The 13,011-nt window shown below is 64.7% G+C and carries 11 protein-coding genes; 6 read left to right on the top strand and 5 right to left on the bottom strand.

What is annotated here, in order from left to right; all coding sequences use genetic code 11:
- The 3 genes from F0Q45_RS19905 to F0Q45_RS29475 all read left to right on the top strand — a co-directional run.
- A partial coding sequence (locus F0Q45_RS19905; protein ID WP_262491076.1) for a hypothetical protein occupies positions 1–578 on the top strand: 578 nt, incomplete at its 5' end.
- A gap of 221 nt (positions 579–799) precedes the next feature.
- Positions 800–1,201 carry a hypothetical protein gene (locus F0Q45_RS19900; RefSeq protein WP_149655578.1) on the top strand — a complete coding sequence of 134 codons (402 nt, stop codon included), beginning with the start codon at positions 800–802 and terminating at the stop codon, positions 1,199–1,201.
- 409 nt (positions 1,202–1,610) lie between these two features.
- Positions 1,611–1,823 (top strand): hypothetical protein, encoded by a 213-nt coding sequence (locus F0Q45_RS29475; RefSeq protein ID WP_262491075.1) that lies wholly within the window; start codon positions 1,611–1,613, stop codon positions 1,821–1,823.
- A gap of 257 nt (positions 1,824–2,080) precedes the next feature.
- Here the strand turns inward: F0Q45_RS29475 and F0Q45_RS19890 are convergent, their stop codons facing one another.
- Both F0Q45_RS19890 and F0Q45_RS19885 read right to left on the bottom strand, forming a co-directional pair.
- The gene (locus tag F0Q45_RS19890) at positions 2,081–2,344 is read right to left on the bottom strand and encodes a hypothetical protein (RefSeq protein ID WP_149655577.1); all 264 of its coding nucleotides are present in this window, start codon (positions 2,342–2,344) and stop codon (positions 2,081–2,083) included.
- Between the two features lie 12 nt (positions 2,345–2,356).
- Complete coding sequence (locus F0Q45_RS19885) at positions 2,357–4,858, bottom strand: WXG100-like domain-containing protein (protein ID WP_149655576.1); 2,502 nt, start codon at positions 4,856–4,858, stop codon at positions 2,357–2,359.
- 124 nt (positions 4,859–4,982) lie between these two features.
- On the opposite strand from F0Q45_RS19885, the gene F0Q45_RS19880 reads away from it, so the two are divergent.
- Both F0Q45_RS19880 and F0Q45_RS19875 read left to right on the top strand, forming a co-directional pair.
- On the top strand, positions 4,983–6,884 hold the full coding sequence (locus F0Q45_RS19880) for a putative alpha/beta hydrolase (protein WP_149655575.1): 1,902 nt from the start codon (positions 4,983–4,985) through the stop codon (positions 6,882–6,884).
- Positions 6,856–7,386, top strand: a complete 531-nt coding sequence (locus F0Q45_RS19875) for a hypothetical protein (RefSeq protein WP_262491074.1) — start codon at positions 6,856–6,858, stop codon at positions 7,384–7,386. Before F0Q45_RS19880 ends, F0Q45_RS19875 begins: the two co-directional genes overlap by 29 nt.
- A gap of 64 nt (positions 7,387–7,450) precedes the next feature.
- Here the strand turns inward: F0Q45_RS19875 and F0Q45_RS19870 are convergent, their stop codons facing one another.
- Positions 7,451–8,575 (bottom strand): M24 family metallopeptidase, encoded by a 1,125-nt coding sequence (locus F0Q45_RS19870; protein ID WP_149655574.1) that lies wholly within the window; start codon positions 8,573–8,575, stop codon positions 7,451–7,453.
- 108 nt (positions 8,576–8,683) lie between these two features.
- On the opposite strand from F0Q45_RS19870, the gene F0Q45_RS19865 reads away from it, so the two are divergent.
- Entirely contained in the window at positions 8,684–9,640 is a 957-nt protein-coding gene (locus F0Q45_RS19865; RefSeq protein ID WP_149655573.1) for a 5'-3' exonuclease, read from the top strand.
- Positions 9,641–9,644: 4 nt separating this feature from the next.
- Here F0Q45_RS19865 and F0Q45_RS19860 read toward each other — a convergent pair whose 3' ends face one another.
- Both F0Q45_RS19860 and F0Q45_RS19855 read right to left on the bottom strand, forming a co-directional pair.
- Entirely contained in the window at positions 9,645–10,373 is a 729-nt protein-coding gene (locus F0Q45_RS19860; protein WP_149655572.1) for a DUF4333 domain-containing protein, read from the bottom strand.
- A 69-nt stretch (positions 10,374–10,442) separates the two neighbouring features.
- Positions 10,443–13,011, bottom strand: a 2,569-nt coding sequence (locus tag F0Q45_RS19855; RefSeq protein ID WP_149655571.1) for a DEAD/DEAH box helicase, incomplete at its 5' end; no start/stop codon positions are given.

The raw sequence follows: 13,011 nt of genomic DNA, 5'->3' as shown, positions 1-13,011 counted from the left end.
AGGAGATTCTGTCAGCAACGACCATGAATTCAAGTAACAGCCTGCGTCACTGGATGGTGCAGCCCACTGCCGCAGCGCTAGCCGCAGCCGCTCTTGTACTGGGAGGATGTTCGCCGATGTTTCCATTCGGACACGACCCCGACCGCCCTGAGCATCCGCTTACCGATGACCAGGCTAAGGCGCAGGTAATCGAGCCAGCCAAGCAGATCGCCAAAATAGCCGGTTTGCAGGATGTTTCAGGAGGCTTTGGCTGGGAGTCCTGCAACGACCAGGGCGACCCGCCCTACCGTGGCCGGGTCGACATGACGGTCGTCGTTCCCCCCGGAATCGACCACAGCACCTATTTCGACCAAATCGCCGCAACGATGGTGGCCCACGGTTGGGCGGCCGGCGCACCGCCGGGCCAGCACTTGTTCGGCACGGTGATCCACAAAGACGGCGTCATCGCAACTATCGGCGTGAGCCCCTTTCTCGGCGCCGACGGGGCTATCGAACTTTCGGGCGAATGCCGCAATATGAATAACCACCGTACTGACAGCAACGGGTTCAGCATCAAAGACCAGCTTCGTGGGCAGTGAATCTTTGCCTTAGCTGCTGCAGGGCTAACTGCCATAGTCGACTTCTTAGCCAGCGAATCCGGTCCCGAGTGACCACAAGTTCAATCAGCCGATGCCAGAAGCGTTCAGTGCGTCTTGCCGGGCTGATCGCCGCGATCTGCGTCGCGGCAGCTTGCTCTCCGATACCCTCTTTCGGGCACGATCCCGATCACCCCGAGCATCCGCTCACCGACGACCAGGCTATGGAGCAGGTGATCGAGCCGGCCAAGCAAATCGTCAAAATAACTGGATTACAGAATGTTTCAGGAGTTTTCGGCTGGGAGTCGTGTAACGACCAGGGAGACCCCCCCTACCGCGGTCGAGTAGACATGGGATACGACATGCCGACCGGCGTTGACCGTGCCGCATACTTCGATCAAATCGCAATAGCAATGGTTGACCATGGATGGTCAGACGGCCCGCCTTCAGGGATACACACGTTCGGCCGGGGTCTCCACAAAGGAGGCGTCCTGGCCATCATCGGCGTACATTCCGGAGGTGCCCAATGGGGTTCTGTCCAACTTTTTGGCGAGTGTCGCAATATGGGCAACCACCGCCACGACGGCAAATGGTACAGCATCAAAGACCAGCTTGGCGGGCAGTGAAGTTTCTGTCTAGCCGCCGCAGGGCTAGCTACCATAGCCAATCTCTTGACTGGCGAATCCATGCCCGAGTGATCATCAATTTAGTCAGCCGATGCCAGAAGCGTTCAGTGCGTCTTGTCGGGCTGATGGCCGCGATCTGCGTCGCGGCAGCTTGATCTCCGATATCCTTTTTCGCATACGACTCCGATCACCCCGAAAATCCGCTCACCGACGACCAGGCTAAGGCACAGGTAATCGAGCCGGCAGAGCAAATCGCCAGAATAGCTGGGTTGCAAGATGTTTCAGGAGGATTCAGCTGGGAGTCGTGTAGCGATCAGGGCGACCCGCCCTACCGCGGCCGGGTGGACATGACGTTCGTCGTCCCTCCTTAAATCGACCGCAGCTCCTACTTCGAGCAAATTGCGCGGCGATGGTGGCCGGCGGTTGGTTGTCCGGCATGCCGCCGGGCCAGCATTTATTCGGTGCGGTGATCCACATAGACGGCGTAACGGCAGACATCGGCGTAAGCCCCTTTCTCGGTGCAGATGGAGCTGTCGAGCTCTCCGGTGAGTGCCGCAACAGGAACAACCACCGTAATGACAGCAACGGGTTCAGCATCAAAGATCAGTTGCGTTCGGGATGAGGACTCGCACCGCGTGGAATGCGACTTTTCAGCCGGGTAATCCGTCCCAGGTGTTTGTCACAGCGGTTATGGCAAGAGCGATCGGACAATTAGGGACGGGGTCTGTCGAGCTTTCGGACGAATGCCGTAACATGGGTGATCACCACCATTACGCAAAATGGTACGACATCGCCGATCAGTTGCATGGAAATAGGCCAGCCGCAGCAACTCCGCCGTGTTATCAATTCACAGCTCGCCATAACCCGATCATCCGGACGTCAGACCGGCGTTCCCCGATTCTTGCCCGGTTTTTGCAAAAGCAGGTCATCGTGCTCGTGGCGCCGACATGCTTCGACGAACTCCACTGCCGCTTCCCCGTCCTGCAAGAAAGCGTCATATTCCTCTTGGCTCAACTCGTAATACTCTTCATAGTCGACCAGGCCATTGCTGACTGGTATCGACGCGTAATAGCGGCCCGACGTAGACTCGACACCGAGAGAATACCGGTCTTCCCGGGAGAAATATGTGTCGTCGAATTTCATGGCATCTCGCTTCTACTCGAACACGTTCGTGACAGTATAGTCGTCCGGCGGTATGTTGCCGCCGTCGACAATCGCCTCGGAGGCGCCGTTGGGTAGCCGGCCGCCGGGAATCCATTGTTCGTTAGCGCCCGCTTCGTTTCCCGAGGGAATCCGCAGGTTGAATTCCTTGGGATCGGCTATGTCGATCCTGACGATGGTATTCGAGTCGAGAAAGTTCTCCGGCAGTCCCAGCTCATCTTCCATTGCGCGGAGATTTCCTTGAGCCGCCTCAATCATGGCGTCAGCTTCGCTCTTGGGCATGACGAATGATGTGCCGTCCCGCTGAGCAATTCCATATTTCTCCAGATTGCTTTCCGGCATGAATCGAGTCGCGCCGTCCGTGAACTGCTCAAGATGGCTCTCAATATATGCTGGCGACAAGTATTCTGACGGGTCAGGGCGACTGCCCTTCGGCGTTGCGATGATCTCGTCGCGTGCCTCCGCACTCAATCCACCCGAGGATGCATCGTCCGGGTGTGGACCACCGTCGTCGGGTCCGTGCGGCAGCCCGTCATGGGGTGGCGCGGGCGTGTGCCCATCGGCGGCAGCGCCGTCGACCGGCCCGCGCGGACCACCACCGTGCACCGGTGATGGTGCGCCTGAGGGCATCTCGTGACCGAGCGCGCCAGGTGCCGGTAGCTCGGCCGGGCGACCGGCCGGGACCGAAGCTGGCGCGTGAGGCGCCGCGGGCGTGGGAACCGGAGCCGAATGCGCGGCGACGGGTGCCGGCTCAACGGGAGATCCACCGGGTGAAACCGGTGCCGGCCCGGAGTCAGCTGACCGAGAGCCGGCCGGCGCCGGCTGCCCGTCCAACACCGCTGGTCTCGCAACGGCTTCCGGCTCATGAAGTCCGACAGGCCGCCCCGAGGCCGGCGGCTCCGGCAAACGAGGCAATGCTGGTTCCACCGGGCGCGGCCCAACCGGCGGCTCCGGCAGACGAGGCAATGCTGGTTCCGGCGGGCGCGACCCAACCGGCGACCCAACCGGCGGCAACCCCACCGGGCGGCCACCGACCGGTAACTCCGCCCGGCTGAGATTCTCCAGATTTGTGGTCAGCCCTCGACTGGCCTGGCTGACACCTCGCAACCCACCGGCCGCACCCGCGACATCCCCGACCTCGCCGGCAATCCTGCCGCCGCGCCCAGCTAGCCCCGCAGCATCGGCGCCCTCAACCGCCGCCCCGGCACCACGCCCACCCACTGCGGCACCCCGAGCTCCGGCCCCAGAACCACCGCCGATAAACAGCGATGCGATATCGAACAGGTTCCCGCCGGCCCCTAAACCGGGCCGGTCCGCTCGCCAATCGTCAAGGTGCAGCAGCCCTCTCAACATTTCTTTGTCGGCCGCAACAGCGTCTTGCGGGTTGGCGAAATGATTGATCAAGCCGGTCCGGGTCATGCCCTTCCAGGTGGCCGCCGCACCTTCGGGATCGTTGAGAAACCGCGTCGGGTCCAGCTGGTCAAGGCCGTGCGCGGTTTCGAAGGCGGCCTTGACAAATCCTTCGTTGACGTTGACCCAGGTGTCGAACACGGTCGCGACTGGATTGCCGACATCTTCCCCCAAGAACTGGGTGAGCTCACCGCGCACCACCCGCTGCATGCCCACCACCAGGCCGTCGAGGATTTGCATGCCCTGCCGCAGCAGCTGCTCCTGGGCACGGGCCTGCCTGCCCATGTTGTGCAGGACAGCCCTGATGTCCGCGGCGATCTCCTTGATCTCGTCCAGCGCATCGCCCTCGAAAAACGACATCACCTGATCCCACAACCCGGACACCGACAACAGGTCCAGCAGATCCCGGATCGCGTTCTGCGCGCGCGCCACCTCGTCAGCGAAATCCTCAAGCGCGCCGGCCAATTGCGCACACTGCGCGCCCACGGCGGCCATATCGGTGCCGATCGACGACAGCACCGTCTGGATCGCTTCCCCTTCGGGGATCTGCTGCCCGGCGACCACCATCTTGGGACCGTTGAGCTGGTCAACCACTCCATTGAGCACCGCAGCGAAGCCCCGCCAACGCCCGGCGGCTGCCCGCAGCCCTGCCACGTCGCCATTGGGCCACAGGTCACCGACAAACAGCTGGACGACCGACCACAGCAGCGGCGGCGGCTCCCCCGGCCCCAATGTCCCCGGCGGACCCGGAGCCGCAAACTGCTCGGGCTCGCTCGGTGGCGGCAACACGCCGAAGCCACCACCCAAGGTGGACGCCGCCTCGGCGATCGAGTAATTCGACGCCGACAGCTGGATTTTCGCCCCGTTGAATCGGCACGCATTCACCCCCGCCGCCGCTGCCTTCAGCAGCGCCGCGGCGGCATCCTGATATGCCAGCCCGAACACCTCACCGGCCGCATCCTGCCCAGTGTTGGCCCCGAACCCGGCCGTCAACGAAGCCACCGCCGCCGCGACCTGATTACCAACAGCCGCTACGGCGCCGCCCGCACCAGACAGCACGGCTGGATCTACCGCCAATGGGGGCACGCCCGGATTCTGACCCAAACCGTCGGCTACCGGTATTCACCCAGACCAGCAGGGTGAATTGACAGTTGGTAGCGCAGTAGTAACCTCAACCACCAGCTCAACGAACGGTAGGCCTTACCAGGCAATGCGACTTCACTACATCAGCATCCCGCTGCTAGTCGCGGAGGCCGGCGGCGATCCGTGGCAGGTCAACGCGACGCTGCAACACGGTCGGCCAGCCGATATTTCGGCCCTGGCCCAGGCGTTCGACCGAGCCGGCCAATCCGCGAACAACGCCGACGCCGCATTCGCCATGGCCCGCAGCCGCTTTGCCGCGTCGTGGACTCGAGCGAACGGCGACCACCCGATCAACGACTGCGCCCAGGTCCGCCGAGTCATCCAGACACTGAGAGCCCAAGCCGCTCAACTGCCCAAGATTGCCGCTGATCTGAGTACCGTCGCGGCGGCGCTGACACAAGCGCAAAGCAACGCAGGCCACCAAATCGCTTACCTGGAAACACAACTGCAAGACATCGATAGCCGGCTCGGCCAACTGCTCGAGCTCGAGCGCAGCACACCGGACCAGGCGCTGCTGGATCAATACATCGCCGACCTTGAACAACAAGCCATCGACGACACCGCGACAACCCTGCATCAGGTCAAGCAGGTCCGCGCCAACTACGCGGCCGTCTTAGGCGACTCGCGAGCCAACCTGGCATTAGACGTACCGCTGTCCCCTCCGAAACCCGAAGTACCGTTGGAGTTTCCGCCACCCGACACCGACCCTGAAGTCGTGAAGCGGTGGTGGGATTCGCTGAGCCAGGAACAAAGAGACCAACTCATCGCGCAGCACCCGCCGGAGCTGGGAAACCTGAACGGCATCAACGCGATAGCCCGCGACGCTGTCAACCAGGCCGTGATGAACGACGACATCAACCGGGTCGAAGACCTGGCCCAGCAACGCGGGGTGTCCGCCGCGGACGTGCTCAACAACCCTGCCACGTACCGGCTTTCGGCCGCTGACATCACCCGCTACCAGAACGCCATAAGGACGCGCGACGGTCTGAGCTACAACAAAGGACCCGACGGCCCCAACGAACGACCGGTCATGCTGTGGTCCTACGACCCGCTGGCCTTCGACGGTCAAGGCAAGGCGGCGATCGCGATCGGCAACCCCGACTGGGCGCGCAACACCGCGGTGATCGTTCCCGGTACCGGCAGCAGTGTGGCGCAAGGCTGGATGAGCGGGCATGACGACGCGATCAACCTCTATGACCAAGCCCGGGCCGCCGACCCCGAGCATCACTACACCTCGGTGATCGCCTGGATGGGCTACGACGCGCCCGACGGTTTCTCCGATACCCGGGTTAGCCAGCCTGGGTTGGCCCGCCAAGGCGGCGACCTGCTGGCCCGCGACGTCAACGGTCTTTGGGCTACCCACAACAGTCTTACACCCCAACACATCAGCGTCATCGGGCATTCCTACGGCTCGACGACGGTCGCGGACGCCTTCGCCGGTAGCGGCATGCGTGCCAATGACGCGGTGCTCATCGGCAGCCCCGGAACCGATCTCGCGCACAGCGCTGCCGATTTTCACCTCGACGGCGGGCACGTCTACGTCGGCGCCGCCGCTACCGACCCGGTCAGCTGGATCGGCCAATCTAGCGGTGTGCCAGGAGAATTGCTCAAGGACAGGCTCCACGACTACGGGATCCCGCTGCCGGCTAATGCCGGTTTGGGCCGTGACCCGGCCGGCGAAGGCTACGGATCAATCCGATTCCAGGCCGAAGTGCCCGGCTCGGGGTCGCTCGATCGGCACGACCATTCGCACTACTACGTGATGGGCAGTGAAGCGCTGCGCAGCATGACCGACATCGCCGTCGGCCAGCCCCACCGCCTGGCCACGGAAGACCTACTCGCCGACGGCCGGCGCCAGCCGCACCTCGGCGCGTTCCGAATACCCGGCATCCCTGGTTACATCGATCCCGAAGCCGAACGCCCTCGAGAAACGATCCGTGATGATCATCAATACCCTGCGCATCCATGAGCGGGTTACCGCCCTGGTTCTGACCCTGTCAGTCTTCCTAGGAGGGTGCTCCCTGATGTTTCCGCACCGAGCCGACCTACCGGCGTTATCCGACGATCAAGCCCGGGCACAGGTCGTCGACGCCGCCACGCAGATCACGTCGTCAGTCAATCTGCCTGACATGTATGGCAATTTCAAGTTCGGATCATGTAACGATCAGGCCGAGGCGCCCTACCGCGGCGTCGTCGAAATGAGCTTCACGCCGCCCTCGGATGCCGATGCCTACTTCGACCACATCGCGGCAACGATGATCGCACACGGCTGGAACAACGGACCCCCACCGGGGCTGCACCCCTATGGCCGCGTCATCAACAAGAACGGGGTCATGGCCATCATGTCGGCGGGCCCGAGCGTGGGCTGGGCGCGCATCCAAGTCTATGGCGAGTGCCGGAACATGACCGACCACCGTAGCGACGGAAAGACCAACTGGGACAAAGTCACTGACCAACTACGCTCGGGATGACCAGCGCGATCCGAGGGGTACCCGTCGACAATGCGACGCACGACAGAAGCGACACCACGCCAACCTACTGGGCGGCCACCACCGTCAGCTCGTGCGGCCGGTTGTTGACCGACAGCGCGCCGTCTTCGGTTACCACCACGATGTCCTCGATGCGGGCCCCCCACTGCCCGGGGAAGTAAATGCCCGGCTCGACGGAAAACGCCATGCCCGCCCTCAGCGGCAGGTCGTTACCGGCGACGATGTAGGGCTCTTCGTGCACGCATAACCCGATGCCGTGCCCGGTGCGGTGCACGAAATACTCGCCCAGCCCGGCCGCCGTCAATACATCGCGGGCCGCGGCGTCTACCTGCGCAGCCGTCACACCTGGACGGACCGCCTCGACGGCCGCCCGCTGCGCCCGCTGCAGAATCGAATATTGTTGCGTCACTGCTGGTTCAGGCTCGCCGATGCTGTAGGTGCGGGTGCAGTCGGAGTGGTATCCGGGCTCGACGGTGCCGCCGATGTCAACGACGACAATGTCACCCGCCTGCAACCTGCGATCGGAAAAGCTGTGATGCGGGTCGGCGCCATGCGGGCCGGATCCGACGATGACGAAAGCCACCTCCGAATGCCCTTCGGCGACAATCGCTGCGGCGATATCAGCGGCGACCTCTGCTTCGGTTCGGCCCGGCACCAAGAACTCCGGCACTCTGGCATGCACCCGATCGATAGCCGCGCCGGCCCGACGTAGCGCCTCAATCTCCGCTTGCTCCTTGACCATTCGCAGCTCACGCAGCACCTCGGTGGCCAGTACCGGCAGCGCCCCCAATGCGGTGGTCAGCGGCAGCAGGTGCAGCGCCGGCATGGAATCGGTGACGGCAGTCGCCACGGCGCCGCCGCCCAACGCGGCACTCACCAACTGGTAAGGGTCATCGCCGTCGACCCAGTCGCGCGCCACCAGCCCCAATGCGGCTGCGGGTTCCTGCAGGGCGGCCAGCTCCAGCCGCGGCACGACGATGGTCGGCTCACCGGCAGCCGACAACACCAGCGCGGTGAGTCGCTCGAACGTGTCGGCGCGCGAGCCGATCAGGTAGCGCAGGTCGTAGCCCGGCGTAATCACCAAGCCCGCCAGACCGGCGGCAGCGGTCTTGGCTGCCGCCGCAGCCAGCCGTCGCGCGTACACGGTTGCATCGAATCGACGGGAATCCATGGCAGTCAGGCTAATCGCAGGCGTCGAACGTCGAGTTGATGCGGCAATTCACGGCATTAGGCGACAACAAGTCGACGTTCGGCGGCCTGGCTTGGCAGGATAACCCGCATGCCCGCTCCCCTGCTGCTGCTGGATGGCGCCAGCATGTGGTTTCGCTCGTACTTCGGCGTGCCGTCCTCAATCACCGCACCTGACGGGCGGCCGGTCAACGCCGTGCGCGGATTCATCGACTCTATGGCGGTAGTGATCGCCCAGCAACGGCCTAGCCGGCTGGTCGTGTGCCTGGACCTGGATTGGCGACCGCAGTTCCGGGTGGACCTGATCCCCTCCTACAAAGCACACCGAGTGGCCGAAGCCGCGCCGGAAGGCCAGCCCGACGTCGAGGAGGTGCCCGACGAGCTGACCCCGCAGGTCGACATGATCATGCAGCTGCTCGACGCATTCGGGATCCCGACCGCAGGCGCGCCAGGCTTTGAAGCCGACGACGTGCTAGGCACGCTGGCGGCGCAGGAACGCCGCGATCCGGTGGTGGTGGTCAGCGGCGACCGCGATCTGCTGCAAGTCGTGTCCGACGATCCGGTTCCCGTTCGAGTGCTCTACCTGGGCCGCGGACTGTCGAAAGCCGCCGTGTTCGGCCCCGCCGAGGTTGCCCAACAGTACGGGTTACCGGCGGACCGGCCCGGACCGGCCTACGCCGAACTCGCGCTGCTGCGCGGCGACCCCTCCGACGGCCTGCCCGGGGTGCCCGGCGTGGGTGAGAAGACGGCGGCCACCCTGCTGACCCAACACGGCTCGCTGGATCAGATCCTGGCTGCCGCTGCCGACCCCAAGTCGGCGATGGCCAAGAGCTTGCGGGCGAAACTGCTTGCCGCGTCGGACTATATCGAAGCCGCGAGCACGGTGGTACGGGTGGCCACCGACGCTCCGGTCACGCTGTCGACGCCCACCGACGCGCTGCCATTGGTTGCCGCCGACCCGGTGCGCACCGCCGAGCTGGCGACCCGGTTCGGTGTCGGGACTTCGATCAGCCGGCTGCAGAAGGCACTCGACGCCTTGCCGTCATGACCGGTTACTGCGGTCGGCCGACCTCGTAGGTGCCCTTGCTGTCCTGAAACGTCACCGTCACGCGCTTGGGGGCGCCGTCGATGCTGACGGTGCAGTCGAAGGTGGCGCCCTTCTTGACGGTCGGGTTGGCCCCGTTGTTGCACTTGACGTCCTTGACGTTTTTGGCGCCATAGCCGTTGGTCTCGTCGGTCAGGATCTGCTGCACGCCGGCGTTGGCCTTGTTGACGTCCAGTTTGGTGGTGACGAAGAACCCGGGCTGCCAGAAACCGAGCGCTAAGACGACGCTGATGAAAAGTACGGCGATGACACCGACCACACCGCCGATGAGAGCCATGGATCGCTTGGAGCCCTTACTCGACTGGTCATAGGGGCTGAATTGCCCGGGGTATTGGGCAGGTTGGCCGTATTGGCCGGGTTGGGCCGGTTGCCCGTACTGGCCCGGCTGGCCATACTGCGGGCCGTACTGCCCGGGCTGCCCATATTGCGGCGGCGCACCATATTGCGTGGCCTGCGAACCGAAGTCGGGTTGCCCGTAGCCGGGCGTGGACGGCGGATACTGCTGCGGATATTGCGGATATTCGGCGGGCGTGTACGCCGGGGTTTGCCATGTCGCTTCCTGGGTTGGCTGCTGCTGCCAGGGCGATCCGGCCACGGTGGGGTCTGATGAACGATCGCCGCCCTGGCCGGGCGGTTGCCACTGCTGCCGTGGGTCTGGTCCCTGCGGTCCGCTCATCGTTTCTCCCTGGTCCTTCTGGGTCCTGCTGCGATCAGTTTTCGGATGTAACCGTAGCTCCGGCCAAGCCTACCCGGCGTCAACTGCGACGACGCCGCGCCGGATGTCGTTGATGGCGCGCTTTGCGGCAGCTCGCACTGCGGGGTCCGGGGCGGCGTTGCGGACCTGGTCCAACAGGTCGAGCACCTGTCGGCACCAGCGCACGAAATCCCCCGCGGACAACGCGGAACCGGTGCCGGTGACGTCCGCGGCAGCCAAGGCCGCCGCCAGATCGCCGGTCCGCGCCCAACGGTAGACGACGTTGACGAAGCCGTCGTCGGGTTCGCGGCTCTGGCCGATCCGGTGCGTTTGCTCATCGGCGCGCAGCTCCGCCGATAGCCGCGCGGTCTGTTGCAGCGCCTGCCGCAATCGTGGAGTGGGGGCCTCGGCCCCTGGCGTGCCCGGCCCTTCACCGCCACGCGATTCGTAGAGCACCGCCGAGACCACCGCCGCCAACTCTGGTGGCTTCAAACCCGCCCACGTTCCGGCGCGCAGGCATTCGGCGACCAAGAGGTCACTTTCGCTGTAGATCCGTGCCAGCAATCGGCCGTCGTCGGTGACGTGTGGGTCGGTCGCCGGTCCCTGGATGAACTCACGCTCGGTGAGCAGCTTGACGATTCGGTCGAAGGTTCGGGCCAGTGAATTGGTGGCGGCGGCCACCTTCTTGTCCAGCTGCGCGTTGTCGCGCTCAATGCGTAGATAACGCTCGGCCTGGCGAACCTGAGCGTCGACGTCGGCAGCATGGTGTGCAGGATGACGTCGCACTTGCTCGCGCAGGAACTCCAAATCCGAGTCCGGATTGGCGCGCTTCTTGCCGCCTCGGGCTGCCGGGATGGTCAGTCCCGCGGCGGCCGACCGCAATGCCGACGCCAGATCCCTGCGTACCCGCGGCTGGCGGTGTTCGACCCGTTTAGGCAGCGTCATCGACCCCACCGGCGGCTGTGCGCTCGGATAATCTGCCGACGAAATGCGTCCGGCCCAACGGTTTTCGGTCAGCACTAGCGGCCTGGGGTCCGAACTGTCGCGGGCAGACTCCAACACCACCGCTAGCCCCCCGCGCCGGCCATGGGTGATGGTGATGATGTCTCCTCTGCGTAGTGCCGCCAGCGCATCGGTGGCCTCCTGCCGTCGCTGCAGCCGAGACGCCCGGGCCTGCGAACGCTCCATCTCAGAAACTCGGGCACGCAGCCGGGCATAGTCGAGGATCGGCGCATGGTGGCCGCCGAGCTCGGCGGCGATCTCGTCGAGCATCCTGTTACCGCGCTCGATGCCGCGCACTAGTCCCACGACGGATCGGTCGGCCTGGTACTGAGCGAAAGACTGCTCCAACAGCCGGTGGGCCTGTTCGGGGCCCATCCGATGCACCAGGTTGATCGTCATGTTGTAGGACGGGGCAAACGAGCTGCGCAACGGAAATGTGCGGGTGGAGGCCAGGCCTGCCACTTCGGAGGGCTCGATATCGGGGTGCCACAGCACCACAGCGTGGCCCTCGACGTCGATTCCGCGCCGGCCGGCGCGACCGGTCAACTGCGTGTACTCCCCCGGCGTCAGCGGCACGTGCTGCTCGCCGTTGAACTTCACTAGTCGCTCCAGCACCACGGTGCGGGCGGGCATATTGATGCCGAGCGCCAGCGTTTCGGTGGCGAACACCGCCTTGACCAGGCCGGCGGTGAACAGCTCCTCGACCGTGTGGCGGAAGGCCGGCAGCATCCCCGCGTGATGGGCGGCCAGACCGCGCAGCAGCCCCTCCCGCCACTCGTAGTAACCGAGTACCGCCAAGTCGGCGTCCTCCAGGTCGCCGCAGCGGTGGTCGATCACCTCGGCAATCTGGGCGCGCTCCTCCGCACTGGTCAGCCGCAGCGACGACCGCAGGCACTGCTGGACGGCGGCGTCACACCCCGCCCGGGAGAACACAAAGGTGATCGCGGGCAACAGCCCTTCGGAGTCAAGTTTGGCGATCACGTCCGGCCGGGCCGGTGGCCGGTAGAACCGCGGCCGTCCCTGTCGGCGTGGGCCTCGCCAATCCGCTATCCGATCGGCTTCGCGACGGTAGGCGATGTGGCGCAATAAGTCTGGGTTCACCCGCGTCTCATCGAACAGGTCGAAGAGCCGCTTGCCCACTAGCATGTGTTGCCACAGCGGCACCGGCCGGTGCTCGTCGACCACCACCGTCGTGTCACCGCGCACGGTTTGAATCCAGCCGCCGAATTCTTCGGCGTTGCTGACAGTCGCCGATAGGCTGACCACCCGCACCTCGTCGGGCAGGTGCAGGATGACTTCCTCCCACACTGGGCCCCGCATCCGGTCGGCGAGAAAATGCACCTCATCCATCACCACATAGGAAAGCCCTTGCAGCGCAGGAGAGTCCGCGTAGAGCATGTTGCGCAAAACCTCGGTGGTCATCACCACCACGGGCGCGTTGGCATTGACCGCCAGGTCGCCGGTCAGCAGCCCAATCTGGTCACGGCCGTAGCGGGCCGTCAGGTCGGTGTGCTTTTGGTTGCTCAAGGCTTTCAGGGGCGTGGTATAGAAGCACTTGCCGCCGGCGGCCAGCGCCAGGTGCACAGCGAATTCGCCGACCACCGTCTTGCCGGCGCCG

Source organism: Mycobacterium simiae (genome assembly GCF_008370645.1).
GTDB classification, from domain to species: domain Bacteria; phylum Actinomycetota; class Actinomycetes; order Mycobacteriales; family Mycobacteriaceae; genus Mycobacterium; species Mycobacterium simiae_A.
This window is presented reverse-complemented; position numbering and strand designations above follow the sequence as displayed.